This is a genomic window from Paraburkholderia sp. J67, from assembly GCF_905220265.1.
Lineage (GTDB): Bacteria > Pseudomonadota > Gammaproteobacteria > Burkholderiales > Burkholderiaceae > Paraburkholderia.
Genome location: NZ_CAJMZK010000002.1, coordinates 590,426 through 606,401 on the forward strand (window position 1 = coordinate 590,426; position 15,976 = coordinate 606,401).

At 65.5% G+C, this 15,976-nt stretch carries 16 protein-coding genes and 1 pseudogene; 6 read left to right on the forward strand and 11 right to left on the reverse strand.

Annotated elements, in window-relative coordinates; genetic code table 11:
• Window positions 1-155: 155 nt before the first annotated feature.
• The 11 genes from mnmH to upp form a co-directional block, all read right to left on the reverse strand.
• The gene (mnmH, locus tag U5782_RS06490) at window positions 156-1,223 is read right to left on the reverse strand and encodes a tRNA 2-selenouridine(34) synthase MnmH (protein WP_322042989.1); all 1,068 of its coding nucleotides are present in this window, start codon (window positions 1,221-1,223) and stop codon (window positions 156-158) included.
• A gap of 161 nt (window positions 1,224-1,384) precedes the next feature.
• Window positions 1,385-2,026, reverse strand: coding sequence for a hypothetical protein (locus U5782_RS06495; RefSeq protein ID WP_322042990.1), 642 nt, complete (start codon window positions 2,024-2,026; stop codon window positions 1,385-1,387).
• 301 nt (window positions 2,027-2,327) lie between these two features.
• Window positions 2,328-3,797: a ribonuclease G gene (gene rng / locus U5782_RS06500; protein WP_322042991.1), complete on the reverse strand. Its 1,470-nt coding sequence runs from the start codon at window positions 3,795-3,797 to the stop codon at window positions 2,328-2,330.
• An 8-nt stretch (window positions 3,798-3,805) separates the two neighbouring features.
• Window positions 3,806-4,429 carry a Maf family protein gene (locus U5782_RS06505; RefSeq protein WP_322042992.1) on the reverse strand — a complete coding sequence of 208 codons (624 nt, stop codon included), beginning with the start codon at window positions 4,427-4,429 and terminating at the stop codon, window positions 3,806-3,808.
• A 196-nt stretch (window positions 4,430-4,625) separates the two neighbouring features.
• Entirely contained in the window at window positions 4,626-5,096 is a 471-nt protein-coding gene (gene rlmH, locus U5782_RS06510; protein WP_103701478.1) for a 23S rRNA (pseudouridine(1915)-N(3))-methyltransferase RlmH, read from the reverse strand.
• A gap of 61 nt (window positions 5,097-5,157) precedes the next feature.
• On the reverse strand, window positions 5,158-5,628 hold the full coding sequence (gene rsfS / locus U5782_RS06515; RefSeq protein ID WP_322042993.1) for a ribosome silencing factor: 471 nt from the start codon (window positions 5,626-5,628) through the stop codon (window positions 5,158-5,160).
• 2 nt (window positions 5,629-5,630) lie between these two features.
• Window positions 5,631-6,371, reverse strand: coding sequence for a nicotinate-nucleotide adenylyltransferase (locus U5782_RS06520; protein ID WP_322042994.1), 741 nt, complete (start codon window positions 6,369-6,371; stop codon window positions 5,631-5,633).
• A gap of 4 nt (window positions 6,372-6,375) precedes the next feature.
• Window positions 6,376-7,329 (reverse strand): oxygen-dependent coproporphyrinogen oxidase, encoded by a 954-nt coding sequence (hemF, locus tag U5782_RS06525; protein ID WP_322042995.1) that lies wholly within the window; start codon window positions 7,327-7,329, stop codon window positions 6,376-6,378.
• Between the two features lie 366 nt (window positions 7,330-7,695).
• The gene (purD, locus tag U5782_RS06530; protein ID WP_322042996.1) at window positions 7,696-8,970 is read right to left on the reverse strand and encodes a phosphoribosylamine--glycine ligase; all 1,275 of its coding nucleotides are present in this window, start codon (window positions 8,968-8,970) and stop codon (window positions 7,696-7,698) included.
• A 151-nt stretch (window positions 8,971-9,121) separates the two neighbouring features.
• Complete coding sequence (locus U5782_RS06535; RefSeq protein WP_322042997.1) at window positions 9,122-9,850, reverse strand: YebC/PmpR family DNA-binding transcriptional regulator; 729 nt, start codon at window positions 9,848-9,850, stop codon at window positions 9,122-9,124.
• A gap of 557 nt (window positions 9,851-10,407) precedes the next feature.
• Window positions 10,408-11,058 (reverse strand): uracil phosphoribosyltransferase, encoded by a 651-nt coding sequence (gene upp / locus U5782_RS06540; RefSeq protein WP_027819625.1) that lies wholly within the window; start codon window positions 11,056-11,058, stop codon window positions 10,408-10,410.
• 415 nt (window positions 11,059-11,473) lie between these two features.
• On the opposite strand from upp, the gene U5782_RS06545 reads away from it, so the two are divergent.
• From U5782_RS06545 to kdpA, 6 genes and pseudogenes are all read left to right on the forward strand, one after another.
• Entirely contained in the window at window positions 11,474-12,253 is a 780-nt protein-coding gene (locus U5782_RS06545; protein ID WP_322042998.1) for an SDR family oxidoreductase, read from the forward strand.
• A 72-nt stretch (window positions 12,254-12,325) separates the two neighbouring features.
• Window positions 12,326-12,715, forward strand: a complete 390-nt coding sequence (locus tag U5782_RS06550; RefSeq protein ID WP_322042999.1) for a methylglyoxal synthase — start codon at window positions 12,326-12,328, stop codon at window positions 12,713-12,715.
• A 46-nt stretch (window positions 12,716-12,761) separates the two neighbouring features.
• Window positions 12,762-13,736, forward strand: coding sequence for a quinone oxidoreductase (locus U5782_RS06555; protein ID WP_322043000.1), 975 nt, complete (start codon window positions 12,762-12,764; stop codon window positions 13,734-13,736).
• A 186-nt stretch (window positions 13,737-13,922) separates the two neighbouring features.
• Window positions 13,923-14,015: pseudogene (locus U5782_RS06560) on the forward strand (potassium ABC transporter ATPase); the annotation flags it as partial.
• A 53-nt stretch (window positions 14,016-14,068) separates the two neighbouring features.
• Window positions 14,069-14,161, forward strand: a complete 93-nt coding sequence (locus tag U5782_RS06565; protein WP_322043001.1) for a potassium-transporting ATPase subunit F — start codon at window positions 14,069-14,071, stop codon at window positions 14,159-14,161.
• Entirely contained in the window at window positions 14,158-15,963 is a 1,806-nt protein-coding gene (kdpA, locus tag U5782_RS06570) for a potassium-transporting ATPase subunit KdpA (protein WP_322043002.1), read from the forward strand. The genes U5782_RS06565 and kdpA overlap by 4 nt, the downstream gene beginning before the upstream one ends.
• The last annotated feature ends 13 nt before the right edge of the window (window positions 15,964-15,976 follow it).

Consider the following 15,976-nt stretch of genomic DNA (forward strand, 5'->3'; position numbering starts at 1 on the left):
TCGGCACTCCGATGGTTTCGCCCGGGCACGGAATGGGTGTCCGGGCGCTTTTTCCCGCAGTTTCCAGGTAGTTTCTCTGTAGTGATTCCGCAGTTTTGTTGAAGGCCGCCTGGCGATTTGCCGGCGGCCTTCATGCATTTCTCAGCGCGTATTTCTCAGCATGTTCCGGGTGCCATGTCGCCTCGCAATTGTGCGAGCAGGACGCGCGCTTCCTCGACCGGATCGGCCGACATCGGATGAAACGTGAAGTGCGGCGCGTGCGCGAGCGCCGCAAAGTGCTTGCGCGTGCTGCGCGTGTAGGCCGGATCGTAATGCTGCGTGACGAGCGCTTCGGACAACGCCGCGCGCCGGTCCTCGTCGAGCAACTGACACCACGACGCGACGCGCTCACGTCCATGCAACGGCGTGAGCTTGAGCAACTGCTCGCGAAAATAGTCCCGATCGTCCAGCAGATGCCCGTATTCCTCCAGCAGCAGCGACACACGCTCATCGCGCGCCACCTCGACGACTACGCAGGGCGCACCGTGCAGGCGTTCGACCAGCGCGATCGGCAAGGTAATCGCACCGATGCGCCGGCTCTCCGCCTCGACGAAGACCGGTTGCGCGGCATCGAAGCGGCGTAATTGTTGTACGAGCGAGGTATCGAACGCCTTCTGTGCGGGTTGCCCGCGCGAAGGCAACGCGCCGAGCAGCGAGCCGCGATGCGCGGCGAGATCTTCCAGATCGAGCGTCTGCGCGCCCGCCTGACCGAGCGCATGCAGCAGACGCGTCTTGCCGCTGCCCGTGGGCCCGGCGAGCACGACGAAACGGAACTGGCCGGGCAGTGCACTCAATGTCTCGATGACGCTGTGGCGGTAGCGCTTGTAGCCGCCTTCGAGCTGCCGCGCGCGCCAGCCGATCATGTTGAACATCGCCGTCATCGCGCCCGAGCGCTTGCCGCCGCGCCAGCAGTAGATGAGCGGGCGCCAGTTGCGCGGACGGTCAGCGAAAGTGGTGTCGAGATGCATCGCGATGTTGCGTGCCGCCATCGCTGCGCCCACGCGCGTGGCGTCGAACGGCGACGCCTTGTACAGCGTGCCGACGATCACGCGCTCCTCGTTGCTGAGGACCGGCGCGTTGATGGCGCCGGGCATGTGGTCTTCGGCATATTCGAGCGGCGTGCGTACGTCGACGACTTCGTCGAATTCGCCGAGCTGGGACAGGGTGGCGCGCTGGTGATTCAACGGCGGGGCTCCTGGGGGGGAATAGCTGAATGATAGTCGCTGAAATGTGGGGCCTTTGAGGCGCTTGACAGCGTCATCTGCGCATATCCTCCGGCCGCGAGCAGTTCTCGACCGTAGCGGGCCGTTGCGTAGCGGCACGCGCTTTCGGAGAGGACGCTCGCTCAGCCGCGTTGCTTCCTTTTCTCCGCTTCGGCCAGCCAATCATTACGCCCATAGCTGTATCCAGGCCATTCACCTGCGACACTCGTTTCTCGTTTCAGCAGCCGCCGCGCAATGGACGCCAGTTTCACTACGTCATCGTTGGAGCGGACCTCGATTGGCGCGATCAGGTCTACGAGAGTTGCCCAGTAACACCAGCTAACGCGCATCGCAGGCCGAATATCCAGGTCGATGCCGCTGAGCATCAACTCCTCCTCGCGAGCCCTGAATGCCGCGAAATAGTCGGACCATCCGGGCGTTGGCGAACTGTGTGTGATCCCGACTATTTTCTTTCTCGATCGCCCGAGCTTGCGATAGATCTGTTCGCCGCCTTCGCGCCAGCCATCGTACTCGGCAGGCTGGGCAATCTCTGATGTCACCACTTTCTCTATTGCGTCTTGATAAGCACATCGTGGGTGTCGCCAGTTCACCATGACGCGGCGCTTGTTCAAGATAAAGCCGACGTCGTCCCACCATGACAACTGCTTCCTGTTTTCCTCTGGGTAAGCGTGAGGTATGAACAGGCCGTTTTGAAGGCGCCATTGGTGGTTGCGGTGGTACTCGCGCGCCTCACGGCGCAAACTTTCAATGTAGAGATTTTTCATTCCTGTCCATGTCTTGCATCGGCGAGCGGCGCGACGGTTGTATTTGTCAACTCGTGGTGCGCAGTGAGGCATGCGCGAACGCGCGTAGGCGTGTAAAGACGCGGTGCGACGACCGATCTGTCGGGATAGCCATTCGTGCTTCAACGATCCGATCCTGGATGATACGCGGCGCTGCGCTTTGCGTTTGCTCTAGCGTCACCCCCAAACGAAAAAGCCGGCTCGTGAGAGTCGGCTTTTTTAATGCGTAGTCCTGGCAAGAGGCGCTTCGGAATCGATGAACGATCTACCGCGCCTGCACCCCTCACATCAACACAATATCGTACTGCTCCTGACTCAAATTCGACTCCACCCGCAGCGACACGGGCTTGCCGATAAAGTCGATCAACATCGCCAGATGTTGCGACTCGTCTTCGAGAAACAGATCGATCACCTGCTGCGACGCCACCACGCGAAACTCGCGCGGATTGAACTGTCGCGACTCACGCAGAATCTCGCGCAGCACGTCATAGCAAACGGTACGCGCCGTCTTCACCTGCCCCTTGCCGAGACAAGTCGGGCACGGCTCGCACAGCACATGCGCGAGCGACTCGCGCGTGCGCTTGCGCGTCATCTCCACCAACCCAAGTTGCGAGAAGCCATTTACCGTCACGCGCGTGCGATCGCGCGAAAGCGCCTTCTTCAGCTCGCCGAGCACCTGATCGCGATGCTCGATGTTCTCCATATCGATGAAGTCGATGATGATCACGCCGCCCAGATTGCGCAGCCGCAATTGCCGCGCGATCGTATGCGCCGCTTCGAGATTGGTCTTGAAGATCGTGTCGTCGAAGTTGCGTGCGCCCACATAGCCGCCCGTGTTCACGTCGATCGTCGTCATCGCCTCGGTCTGGTCGATCACCAGATAGCCGCCCGACTTCAGATCCACGCGACGTGACAGCGCGCGTTGAATCTCGGCCTCGATGTTGTAAAGGTCGAAGAGCGGCCGCTCGCCCGTGTAGTGATGCAGCTTCGGCTGCACGGCGGGCGTGAATTCGCTGGCGAATTCGCTGAGCTTCTGGAAGGTCTCGCGCGAATCCACCTGGATGCGCGTGGTTTCGTCGTTGACGAAGTCGCGCAGCACGCGCTGGCCAAGATTCAGATCCTGGTAGAGCAGGCTGGTCGCGGGCAGGCGCTGCGCCTGGGCGAGGATCGTCGTCCACGTCTTGCGCAGATAGGCCACATCGGCGGCGAGTTCTTCACTCGTTGCATCTTCGGCGATGGTGCGCACGATGTAGCCGCCTTTCTCGTCGGCGGGCAGCACGGCGGTCAGGCGCGCGCGCACGGCTTCGCGCTCGGCCTCGCTCTCGATCTTCTGCGAGATGCCGATATGCGGTTCCTGCGGCAGATACACGAGCGTGCGGCCCGCGATGCTCACCTGGGTGGACAGCCGCGCGCCCTTGGTGCCGATCGGGTCTTTCACGACCTGCACCATCAGCGTCTGGCCTTCGAAGACGGTTTTTTCGATCGGCTGATGATGGGCCGGCGTATGCGGTTCGCCCGCGAGGCGCGGATGCCAGATATCGGCCACGTGCAGGAAGGCCGCGCGTTCGAGGCCGATGTCGATGAACGCGGATTGCATGCCCGGCAGCACGCGCACGACCTTGCCGAGATAGACGTTGCCGACGCGTCCGCGCGACAGCGTGCGCTCGACGTGAAGTTCCTGCACTGCGCCTTGCTGGACCAACGCGACACGCGTCTCCTGAGGCGTGACGTTGATCAGGATTTCTTCGTTCATGATTTGTTTTAGAAGTCGATGCTCGCGGCGCGCAGAAGGGCGGCCGTTTCAAAAAGTGGCAAACCCATGATACCCGAATAGGACCCGTCGATTCGCTCGATGAATTCGGCGGCGCGGCCCTGGATGCCGTAGGCGCCGGCCTTGCCGAACGGTTCCTTGCTCGCTACGTATTGCGCGATGGCGGCAGGCAGGGCGGCTGCGAAGCGCACGTGCGAGCGCGAGACCGCGACGGGCAGGCACACGCCTTCGGCGTTGACGACGGCCACGGCCGTGAGCACTTCGTGCTCGCGGCCCGCGAGGCGTTCGAGCATGGCGTAGGCGTCGGCGGCGTCGTGCGGCTTGCCGAGGATGTGGCCGTCGATGCTCACCGTGGTGTCGGCGGTCAGGATCGGCGCGTGCGCATGCGCGCCCGCCACGAGCCGGGCGCGCGCGGCGTCGGCCTTGGCGGCGCAGACGCGCTCGACGTAGACGGCGGCGGTTTCGCCGGGCAGCACCGCTTCGAGCGCTTCGGCGTCTTCGTCGGGACGCGGCAGCAGCAGTTCGAAGCGCACGCCGAGCTGTTGCAACAGTTCCTGGCGGCGCGGGCTCTGCGAGGCGAGATAGACGAACGGATAAGTCGCGGAGGTGGTCATCGGGGCGTGTTGACGTCTTGATGAGGCGGAGATCGGATGAGCGCCTGAAGCGCGTGCGGGCCTGGCACCTGTTGGGCATCAGGCACTGAAGCGCCGCGCGCGCGTCACGCCGAACCGGGCCGACGCGCGGCAGATGCGGCGCGCATGGCCCGGTACGCGCGTCAGGCGCACCGCTTTAATCGCTATTCAACGCAATTCAAACGCGATGATAGGGGTGATTCTGCGTGATGGTCCAGGCGCGGTAAAGCTGCTCGGCGAGCAGCACGCGCACCATCGCGTGAGGCAGGGTCAGGGAGGAGAGGCGCAGCAGCGTGTCGGCGCGTGCCTTGAGCTGAGGATCGAGCCCGTCCGCGCCGCCGATCAGGAACGCCACGTCGCGCCCGTCCTGCTGCCAGCCCGGCAATGCCTGGGCGAGCTGCATCGTGGTCCAGTCCTTGCCACGTTCGTCGAGCGCGACGATGCGCGCGTTCTTCGGCAGCGCCGCTTCGATGCGCGTGCGCTCGGCGGCCATCACGCTCTCGGCGGAACGGCCCGAGGAGCGCTGCTCGGGTTTCACCTCGCGCAGCTCGATGCGCAGCTCGGGCGGCATGCGCTTCGTGTACTCCTCGAAGCCCTCGGCGATCCAGTCCGGCATCTTGTGGCCGACGGCGACGATATGCAGTTTCATGGTGCCAGACGCAACGTGTACGTGATCGTGAGATAGCGCGAGATAGCTCGAGACAAGGCGCTTACTTCGCGCTCTTGCGCGCAGCCGTCTTGCGCGCGGGCTTTTTCGCCGCGACCGGTGCTTCGCCTTCGTCTTCGTCCTCGTCGTCCATCGGTTCGCTCGGGCGTGCGCCCACGAAGCCCGTGTTGGCCGCGAGCTTCACGCGCACCGGCTTGTCGCCCCAGATTTCTTCGAGGTTGTAGTACTGACGCAGCGCGGGTTGCAGGATGTGGACGACCGCGTCGCCGCAATCCACCAGCACCCATTCGCCGATGTCATCGCCTTCGGTGCTGATGATGTCGCCGCCGGCTTCCTTGACCTTCTCGCGCACGCTGGAGGCGAGCGCCTTGGTCTGGCGGTTCGAGGTGCCGCTCGCGACGATCACGCGATCGAACAGCTCGGTGAGGTGGCTCGTGTTGAAGACGCGGATGTCTTGTGCCTTGACGTCTTCGAGACCGTCGACGATTGCGCGTTGGAGTTTGCGGATGTCCATATTTACCCGTGGTGCCTGTACAAATGATGTTGATGGATATAGTCCCGCACTGCTGCGGGAAGCTTGCCGGCGGCCGGGCCGCCGGGTGTCGTTGTTTGTGCGTCCGCCGTACCTTTCGTGCCCGTCAGACCGATAGCCTGGCGGATTTCGGTGGCGGACACGTCGAGCGCGAGCGTCTCGTCGATCAGCAGATGGCCGCAGCGCGTGGAGCCAAGCGTGGCGGCGTCGGCGCGGCGCTCGGCCACGGCGGCGCCCACTTCGGGCGGCAGCGCGGCAAAGTCGAAACCGGGGCGGCTCGCCACGCCCAGATGCGCGAGCGCGAACAGCTCGCGCCATTCGTGCCACGAATCCAGATGCAGCAACTGATCCGCGCCCATCAGCAGCGTCAGCGCGGCCTGTGCGTTGCTTTCGCTCTTCGCACGCCAGCGGCGCAGCGTCTCCACCGTGTAGGTGGGGCCGTCGTGTTCGATTTCGTCGGCGTCGACCGTGACCGTGACGCCCGGCAGCGCCAGCGTGGCCGCGGCGAGGCGCGTCATGGCGAGCCGATGCCCGGCCGCGCTTACCTCGGGCTTTTGCCAGGGCTGGCCGGCGGGCAGCAGGATCACTTCGGTCAGATCGAGCACGCGGGCAAAATGGCGCGCGAGCGCCAGATGGCCTTCGTGGATCGGATCGAACGTGCCGCCCAGCAGGCCGACACGGCGCGCGAGGGCGGGTGCGTCCGGGGTGATCGAGAGCTTCGTCACGGTGTCAGACCCAGTCGCGTACGGGCAGGAAGTCGCTGTAAAGGCGCGCTTCCGGCGTGCCCGCCTGCGGCTGCCAGTCGTAGCGCCAGCTTGCGCCCGGCGGCATCGACATGAGGATCGACTCGGTACGTCCGCCGCTTTGCAGGCCGAAATGCGTGCCACGGTCCCAGACGAGGTTGAACTCGACGTAGCGGCCGCGCCGGTACGCCTGGAATTCGCGCTCGGCTTCGCCATAAGGCATGGCGCGGCGTTGTTCGATGATCGGCAGATAGGCCTTGAGAAAGCCTTCGCCGACGCTGCGCACCATCGCGAAAGCCTGCTCGAAGCCGCCCGCGGCGTAGTCGTCGAAGAAGATGCCGCCCACGCCGCGCGCTTCGTTGCGGTGCTTGAGGAAGAAGTACTCGTCGCACCATTGCTTGAAGCGCGGATAGAGCTCGTCGCCATAGGGCGCGAGCGCGTCGCGGCAGACCCGGTGGAAGTGCTGCGCGTCTTCCTCGAAACCGTAATACGGCGTCAGATCCATACCGCCGCCGAACCAGAACACGGGCGCTTCGCCGGCCTTGGTCGCCATCAGCAGGCGCACGTTCATGTGCACGGTCGGGCAATACGGATTGCGCGGGTGCAGCACGAGCGAGACACCCATTGCCTCGAAGCCGCGGCCGTTGAGTTCGGGGCGCGCGGCCGTGGCCGAGGGCGGCAGGGCGTCGCCCTGCACGTCCGAAAAGCCAATGCCGCCGCGCTCGAAGAACTGGCCGTTCTCGAGGATGCGCGTGCAGCCGCCGCCGCGCAGCTTCTCGCCGGGCGCGCGCTGCCACGTGTCGGTGGCGAAGGGCGTGCCGTCGAAGGCGCCGAGCGCGTCGGCGATCTGCGTCTGCAGGCCCGAAAGCCAGCTGCGCACGGCAGTGCTGTCATGCGTCGCGCTGTCGGGCGCCACGCCGGTTTGAATCGTTTCGGTCATCGATGATGGGCGGGCGAGGCTCAAAGCCGGCAGCGCCAGGATTGCGTTCGGATTCGGAAAGTGCAGATCGCGCGCGGTGCGGCCGTCGCGGCGGGCAAGGCGTCGACGTGGCCCGTTGTACTGCCTGACGGGTTTATCGAGTTTACGCCGATCTGCGCGGTTGCGGCCCCGTGAGCGCCGTCCCGTCGATCCTGGAAGGGGACGGATGACGCGCGCGACTGCATCTGGGGTACCGACGGATCGCCGTCGGTCCGCGCGGCGTGCCCATGCGTCCTGTGTTCAAGCCACATGGGCACACCGCGAGCCGGGCGCGGCTTCGATATCGAAACGGTATCGGATCGGTATCGAAGCCGCGCCCGGACTGCGTTACTGCTTGCGTCCCGCGGCGCGGTAGCCGATGTCGTGGCGATACTGCATGCCATCGAACGAGATGCGGTTCACCGTTTCATACGCGACGTTCTGCGCGCTGCGCACCGAATCGGCGAGACCCACCACGCACAGCACGCGGCCGCCCGAGGTGACGAGCTTGCCGTCGACGAACTGCGTGCCCGCATGGAACGTGACCGAATCGGCCGTTTCCGCCGGGATGTCGCTGATGCGATCGCCCTTGCGCGGCGTTTCCGGGTAGTTGTACGCGGCCAGCACCACGCCCAGCGCGGTGCGGCGGTCCCATTCCAGCTCGACCTGATCCAGCGTGCCGGCGATGGCGTGCTCGAACACCTTCGAGAAGTCGCCCTTCAGGCGCGCCATGATCGGCTGCGTTTCCGGGTCGCCCATGCGGCAGTTGAATTCGAGCGTCTTCGGATTGCCCTGCGCGTCGATCATCAGACCGGCGTACAGGAAGCCCGTGAAGCGAATGCCTTCCTTCTCCATGCCCGCCACGGTCGGCAGGATGATTTCGCGCATCACGCGCGCGTGCAGCTGCGGCGTGACGATGGGGGCGGGCGAGTAAGCGCCCATGCCGCCCGTGTTCGGGCCCTGATCGGCGTCCTGGAGGCGCTTGTGGTCCTGGCTCGACGCCAGCGCCAGCACGTGCTTGCCGTCGACCATGACGATGAAGCTCGCTTCTTCGCCAGCGAGGAATTCCTCGATCACGACACGCGCGCCGGCATCGCCGAGCTTGTTGTCGGCCAGCATCGAGTCGATCGCCTGATGCGCTTCTTCCAGCGTCATCGCCACGACCACGCCCTTGCCCGCGGCGAGGCCGTCGGCCTTGATCACGATCGGCGCGCCGTTCTTCTCGACGTAGGCGTGGGCAGCCGTGGCGTCGGAGAAGGTTTCGTAGGCGGCGGTCGGGATGTTATGGCGCTTCATGAACGCCTTGGCGAAATCCTTCGAGCTTTCGAGCTGCGCGGCTTCCTTCGTGGGGCCGAACACCTTCAGGCCACGCGAGCGGAACACGTTGACGATGCCCGCGGCAAGCGGCGCTTCCGGGCCGACCACGGTGAAGGCCACCTGCTCGCGCTCGGCGAAATCGGCGAGCTCGTTGATGTCCGTGATGTCGACGTTGGCGAGCCGCTCGTCCTGCGCGGTGCCGCCGTTGCCCGGTGCGACGTAGACGAGCTGGACGCGCTGCGCCTGGGCGAGCTTCCACGCCAGTGCATGTTCACGGCCGCCTGAACCGACGACGAGTAACTTCATGAGAATCCCCGAAAGACCTGAACCAGAAACAGTTGCGGCTGGCGCACGATGCGCCAGCCGTGAAAAGCGTTGCGGGCGGGCGCGGGCGTGAAGCCTGTGCGCGCCGCCGGAGCGCCCCGGGACCCAAGCCCGCGGCGCCGCGCCGATGCCGTTATTCGTCGGCGATCGACGCGTTGGAGTACACCTCCTGGACATCGTCCAGGTTTTCGAGCGCGTCGAGCAGCTTCTGCATCTTCACGGCGTCGTCGCCCGTGAATTCGACTTCCGTCTGCGGCTTCATCGTGACTTCGGCCATTTCCGCCTTGAAGCCCGCGGCTTCGAGCGCGTCCTTGACCTTCTGGAATTCGAACGGCGGGCAAACCACTTCGATCGAACCGTCTTCGTTGGTCACGACGTCGTCGGCGCCGGCTTCGAGCGCGGCGTTCATGAGATCGTCTTCCGAGGTGCCCGGCGCGAACACGAACTGGCCGACGTGATCGAACAGGAACGCGACCGAGCCGTCCGTGCCCATGTTGCCGCCGAACTTCGAGAACGCGTGGCGCACTTCCGCGACCGTGCGGGTGCGGTTGTCGGTCATCGTGTCGACGATGACGGCCGCGCCGCCGATGCCGTAGCCTTCGTAACGGATTTCTTCGTAGTTCGCGCCATCGACGCCGCCCACGCCGCGCTGGATCGCGCGGTTGATGTTGTCCTTGGGCATGTTGGCGTCATAGGCCTTGTCCACGGCCAGGCGCAGGCGCGGGTTCGAGTCGACTTCTCCGCCGCCCATGCGCGCCGCCACCTGGATTTCCTTGATGAGCCGCGTCCAGACCTTGCCGCGCTTCGCGTCAGCAGCTGCCTTCTTGTGCTTGATGTTGGCCCATTTCGAATGACCCGCCATACCTTTCTCCGTCGCACGCGTGTTGCGTGCATGGTGCAATTGTCGATGCCGCGGTGTCGATGCCGCAGTGCGCTATATCGTGCTCAATACGATGACCGGGCGCGGCATGGAACGCGTGCGCGCCATGCGGCCTCAATGTCTTCGAGTGTCTGTCCGCCTGGGGCCGTGTTGGGGCAGGGATGCAGCAACGGGCCGCTGCGGGGCCGCTCGCGCGGCGGTGCGTGGCGTGCTGCGAGGTGCCGGCCAAACGGCGCGCGCGAGGGGCAAGCCCAGACCCGTGAGGGACGCCCAATCCGGCACGCCATGCTGCGCTGCGTTCCGTGGTGAGCCCAAGGCCAGGCCGCCCTCGGACCGTCACGATCCTCAGGTGGACCTGAATTTTATCACGCCGCAACCCTCTGGCCTGGGCCGTCCGGGAGATTCCTGCGGGCGGGTGGCCCGGTGAAAACGGGGAAGGGGGCGGCGTGAGGCGGTGGACACCGCGCGCGCCGGGGGCGCCGCGCAGGCGAGCGGCGCCGGCCGTGGAGGCCGGGCCGCTTGCGCTCGCCTGGGCGAGCTTAGTTCTTGGTGCCGAACAGGCGGTCGCCCGCGTCGCCCAGACCCGGGATGATGTAGGCATGCCCGTCCAGGTGCGAGTCGAGCGAAGCCACGTAGAGTTTGACGTCCGGATGCGCCTTCTGGAACACGTCCACGCCTTCGGGGGCGGCCACCAGCGCGAGGAACAGGATGCGATCGCCGGGCACGCCGCGGCGCTTGAGCACGTCGATGGCGTGCGCGGCCGAGTAGCCCGTGGCGACCATCGGATCGCACAGGATGAAGGTGCGGTCTTCCAGATCGGGCAGGCGCACGAGGTATTCGACCGGGCGGTGATCGTCGGCGCGATACACGCCAATGTGACCCACGCGTGCCGACGGCACCAGCTCCAGCAGGCCGTCGGACATGCCCACGCCCGCGCGCAGCACCGGCACGATGGCGAGCTTCTTGCCCGCGATCACGGGCGCGTCGACCTCGACGAGCGGCGTCTGCACGCGGCGCGACGCGACCGGCAGGTCGCGCGTGATTTCATAGCCCATCAGCAGCGTGATTTCGCGCAGCAGCTCGCGGAACGTGCGCGTGGACGTGTCCTTGTCGCGCATATGGGTGAGCTTGTGCTGGATCAGCGGGTGATCGAGGATGAAGAGATTCGGAAAGCGGCTGTCCTGTTTCATGGCGGGGCGCACAAGGCTGCAAGAAATATCGGGGGAATGGGTTGGGCCGGCGTCGCGCTGCACCTGAAACGGGCGGCGCGGCGCACGGCGAACGCGGCCCGGCGCGCGCGGCTGGCGGCCAGATGACGCATCCGGCGCGGCTCGCGGCAGCGCGGGACCGCGCTACAGCCGCAAGTATACGGGATGCGCGCGGGAACCGATCCAGGAACTGCGCTCGGGCGCGGGCGGCGATGCCAGCCGATCGGGAGAGGGGGCAGGAGCGAATCCGCGTCCCACGCGCATCGGCCGATTCTTCTAGAATCGCAAAAATCGGACGGGGACGAGTGGTCAAGCTGGCTCGCTACGGGCCAACCGCGGCCGACTTCCGCTTTCACGCTGTTATCAAACTGTCACGCGAGTGACGAGGAAGAACACGATGGACATGGGCATCGCAGGACGCACCGCGCTGGTGTGCGCGGCCAGCAAGGGATTGGGGCGCGGCTGCGCCGAGGCGCTCGCGGCCGAAGGCGTGAACGTGACGATCGCCGCGCGCACGCTGAGCACGCTCGAGGAAACCGCCGCGCACATCCGCGCGACGACGGGCGTCGAAGTCAAGGCCGTGGCGTGCGACATCACCACGCCAGAGGGCCGTGCGGCGGCGCTCGCTGCGTGTCCGTCGCCGGACATCCTCGTCAACAACGCGGGCGGCCCGCCGCCGGGCGACTTCCGCACCTATACGCGCGAAAAGTGGCTCGCCGCGCTCGACGCCAACATGCTCACGCCGATCGAGCTGATCCAGGCGACCATCGACGGCATGATCGCGCGCGGCTTCGGCCGCATCGTCAACATCACGAGTTCGTCGGTGAAGGCGCCGATCGACGTGCTGGGCCTGTCGAACGGCGCGCGCTCGGGCCTCACCGGCTTCGTCGCAGGCGTGGCGCGCCAGGTCGCGAGCACGGGCGTGACGATCAATAGCCTGCTGCCCGGCGTGTTCGACACCGATCGCATCCAGGCCACCATCGTCGCGCAGGCCGAGCGAAGCCATCTGTCGCTGGACGAAGCGCGCGCGCGCCGCATGAAGTCGATCCCGGCTGGGCGCCTTGGCACGCCCGAGGAGTTCGGCCGCGCCTGTGCGTTCCTGTGCAGCGTGCATGCGGGCTATATCACCGGTCAGAACTGGCTCATCGACGGCGGCGCCTATCCCGGCACCTACTGACGTGCCAGGATGCAAACCGTTGCCTCAGCCGATGCAACCGAATCAACCCAACCGTAGCCAGGAGCCGAACCCATGCCCACCCGCGTCGCACTGATCGCGCACGATCACAAGAAGGACGACATCGTCAGGCTCACCGGCGAATACGTCGATACGTTGCGCCGCTGCGACCTGCTCGCGACCGGCACGACCGGCGGGCGCATCGAGGCCGCGCACGGCCTCAAGGTCGAGCGCATGCTTTCGGGTCCGCATGGCGGCGACTTGCAGATCGGCGCGCAACTGGCCGAAGGCAATGTCGACGTGGTGATCTTTTTGCGCGACCCGATGACGCCGCAGCCGCACGAACCCGACATCAACGCGCTCGTGCGCGCCTGCGACGTGCACGACGTGCCGTGCGCGACCAATATCTCGACGGCGCGCATGATTCTCGACGTGCTGACGCTGCGTATGAAGGACGTGATCTGAGCGCGTGCCTCAGATCGCCACTCCATCCCTGACTGGAAGAGACACGATGACCAAGGCAATCCGATACGAACAGCCCGGCGGCCCCGAAGTAATGAAGTGGGTCGATGTCGAAGTGGGCGAACCGGGTGACGGCGAGATCCGCGTGAAGCAGAGCGCGTGCGGGCTCAACTACATCGACGTGTACTTTCGCACCGGCCTCTATCCGCAGCCGCTGCCCGCCGGGCTCGGCATGGAAGCGGCGGGCGAGGTCGTGGCCGTGGGCCCGGGCGTGACGAGCGTGAAGCCGGGCGAGCGCGTGGCTTACGTTGGCCGCCCGCCGGGCGCGTATGCGCAGGAGCGCGTGCTGCGCGCGGACCAGGTGATCCGCCTGCCCGACTCGATCAGCGACGAGCAGGCCGCGTCGGTCATGCTCCAGGGGCTCACCGCGCAATATCTGCTGCGTCGCACCTATCGCGTGAAGGCCGGCGACACGATCCTGATCCAGGCGGCCGCGGGCGGCGTGGGCCTGATCGTCTGCCAATGGGCCAAGGCGCTGGGCGCGACCGTGATCGGCACGGTCGGCTCGGACGAGAAGGCCGAGATTGCGAAGGCGCACGGCTGCGACCATCCGATCGTCTACACGCGCGAGGACTTCACGGCGCGCGTGCGCGAGATCACCCAGGGCGCGGGCGTGCCCGTGGTGTACGACTCGATCGGCAAGGACACGTATATGAAGTCGCTCGACTGCCTCGCGCCGCTGGGCATGTTCGTGAGCTTCGGCAACGCATCGGGGCCGCTGCCGCCGATCGATTCGTCGGAATTCTCGGGCCGCGGCTCGCTGTTCTTTACGCGCCCGACGCTGTTCTCGTATATCGCCAAACGCAGCGACTACGAGGCGATGTCGGCGGAACTGTTCGAGGTGATCGCCTCGGGCAAGGTGAAGACGTCGATCAATCAGCGCTACGCATTGCAGGACGTGGGCCAGGCGCATGCCGATCTCGAAGCGCGACGCACCACGGGGTCGACGATCCTCATGCCGTAAATCGCGGCGATATCGCGGAAGCTGCAAACCAGGGGCGCGCATGCCAGTCATGTGCGCCCTTTTCATTGGCGCCTCGCTGCGCGTCGTTTACACCTTTTTTATACGCCCACCCCAAGCTTTGATCCGGAATTAACGCGATAAAACGTACCTTACCGCCATCCGTCATCCGTAATGGAGAAAACGACAATGGATGTGCTGTATATCGGGGGGCTGGCGGCTTTCGCCGCGCTCGCTTACGCGTTGATCGCGGGCTGCGAGAAGCTCATGCAGTTTCGCCGCGCCGATCGGGACGCCCAGTATCGGGACGCCCAGTCCCTAACGGGAGCGCGCTCATGACCTGGATCTTCTGGCTGTCGGGGACGGCGACGCTGTTGCTGTTCGTCTATCTCGTCCATGCGCTGCTGCGCGCGGAGGATATCGAATGAACACCAACAATCTGCTACAGACCGGCGTTTTCATCGTCGTCCTGCTCGCGCTGGCGGTGCCGGTGGCGGGCTATCTCTCGCGGGTGCTCGATGGGCGCTCGCGCGTCGTGCGTCTCTTCGCGCCCGTCGAGAATCTGCTGTACCGCATCGCGGGCGTCGATCCGAACGCCGAGATGAGCTGGAAGCACTATGCGTTCGCCACCATCTCGTTCAACGTGTTCGGCGCGCTCTTTCTCTACCTGCTGTTGCGCGTGCAAGGATGGCTGCCGGGCAACCCGCAACAATTCGGCGCGATGACGCCGGACGGCGCGTTCAACACGGCCGTGAGTTTCGTGACCAACACGAACTGGCAGGATTACTCGCCCGAGCAGACGGTGAGCTACCTCACGCAGATGCTTGGCTTGACCGTGCAGAACTTCCTCTCCGCGGCGACGGGCATCGTGGTGGTCATCGCGCTGATCCGTGGCTTCGCCCGCCATTCGGTGCAGACCATCGGCAACTTCTGGGTCGATCTCACGCGCACCACGCTCTATGTGCTCGTGCCGATGTCGGCGCTCGTCGCAGGCTTGCTGATGAGCCAGGGCATGATCCAGAACTTCAAGTCCTATCAGGACGTGCCCACGCTGCAAACCACGACCTACGCGGCGCCGAAGCTGGACGCCCAGGGCAATCCGGTCAAGGACGCGAAGGGCAATGCCGTTACGGTCGACACCAAGGTGACGACGCAGACGCTCGCCATGGGCCCGGTCGCCTCGCAGGAAGCGATCAAGATGCTCGGCACCAACGGTGGCGGCTTCTTCAATGCGAACTCCGCACATCCGTACGAGAACCCGACGCCGTTCTCGAACTATGTCGAAATGTTGGCGATCCTGATTATTCCGGCGGCGCTGTGCCTCGTGTTCGGCGGCATGGTGGGCGATCGCAGGCAGGGTGTGGCAGTGCTCGCGGTGATGACGATTGCGTTTGCCGTGGCGGTGGGCGTCGAACTGTCGGCGGAGCAGGCAGGCAATCCGATGCTCACGTCGCTCAACGTCGATCAGCACGCCAGCGCCTTGCAGGCCGGCGGCAACATGGAAGGCAAGGAAACGCGCTTCGGCATTGCGCAGACGGGCATCTTCGTCGTGGCCACCACGGCGGCCTCGTGCGGCGCGGTCAACGGCATGCACGATTCGCTCACGCCGATCGGCGGCCTCGTGCCCATGCTCTTCATCCAGTTGGGCGAAGTGATCTTCGGCGGGGTGGGCTCGGGTCTGTACGGCATGCTCGTGTTCGCGTTGCTGGCGGTGTTCGTCGCCGGTCTGATGATTGGCCGCACGCCGGAATACGTGGGCAAGAAGATCGAATCGTTCGAAATGAAGATGGTGTCGATCGTCGTCCTGCTCACGCCGCTGCTGGTGTTGCTCGGCACCTCGATCGCCGTGCTCTCCGACGCGGGCAAGGCCGGTATCGCCAATCCGGGCGCGCATGGCTTCTCCGAAATCCTCTACGCGTTCAGTTCGGCCGCCAATAACAACGGCAGCGCGTTCGCGGGCCTCACGGTCAGCACGCCGTTCTACAACTGGCTGCTGGGCGTGGCGATGTGGTTTGGCCGCTTCGGCACCATCGTGCCGGTGCTCGCCATCGCCGGATCGCTCGCGAGCAAGAAGCGCATCGCCGTCACGGGCGGCACGCTGCCCACGCACGGCCCGCTCTTCGTGGTGCTGCTGCTCGGCACGGTGCTGCTGGTGGGCGCGCTCACCTATGTGCCCGCGCTCGCGCTGGGACCAGGCGTCGAGCATCTGATCATGCTGGGCGTGCATTGAACCGGGACTTCAT

Excerpts from the sequence above, each read along its gene's own strand:
- U5782_RS06495 (WP_322042990.1), bottom strand. The coding sequence starts at position 2,026 with ATGAAAAATCTCTACATTGAAAGTTTGCGCCGTGAGGCGCGCGAGTAC.
- rng (WP_322042991.1), bottom strand. The coding sequence starts at position 3,797 with ATGAACGAAGAAATCCTGATCAACGTCACGCCTCAGGAGACGCGTGTC.
- U5782_RS06505 (WP_322042992.1), bottom strand. The coding sequence starts at position 4,429 with ATGACCACCTCCGCGACTTATCCGTTCGTCTATCTCGCCTCGCAGAGC.
- rlmH (WP_103701478.1), bottom strand. The coding sequence starts at position 5,096 with ATGAAACTGCATATCGTCGCCGTCGGCCACAAGATGCCGGACTGGATC.
- rsfS (WP_322042993.1), bottom strand. The coding sequence starts at position 5,628 with ATGGACATCCGCAAACTCCAACGCGCAATCGTCGACGGTCTCGAAGAC.
- hemF (WP_322042995.1), bottom strand. The coding sequence starts at position 7,329 with ATGACCGAAACGATTCAAACCGGCGTGGCGCCCGACAGCGCGACGCAT.
- purD (WP_322042996.1), bottom strand. The coding sequence starts at position 8,970 with ATGAAGTTACTCGTCGTCGGTTCAGGCGGCCGTGAACATGCACTGGCG.
- U5782_RS06535 (WP_322042997.1), bottom strand. The coding sequence starts at position 9,850 with ATGGCGGGTCATTCGAAATGGGCCAACATCAAGCACAAGAAGGCAGCT.
- upp (WP_027819625.1), bottom strand. The coding sequence starts at position 11,058 with ATGAAACAGGACAGCCGCTTTCCGAATCTCTTCATCCTCGATCACCCG.
- U5782_RS06545 (WP_322042998.1), top strand. The coding sequence starts at position 11,474 with ATGGACATGGGCATCGCAGGACGCACCGCGCTGGTGTGCGCGGCCAGC.
- U5782_RS06550 (WP_322042999.1), top strand. The coding sequence starts at position 12,326 with ATGCCCACCCGCGTCGCACTGATCGCGCACGATCACAAGAAGGACGAC.
- U5782_RS06555 (WP_322043000.1), top strand. The coding sequence starts at position 12,762 with ATGACCAAGGCAATCCGATACGAACAGCCCGGCGGCCCCGAAGTAATG.
- U5782_RS06565 (WP_322043001.1), top strand. The coding sequence starts at position 14,069 with ATGACCTGGATCTTCTGGCTGTCGGGGACGGCGACGCTGTTGCTGTTC.
- kdpA (WP_322043002.1), top strand. The coding sequence starts at position 14,158 with ATGAACACCAACAATCTGCTACAGACCGGCGTTTTCATCGTCGTCCTG.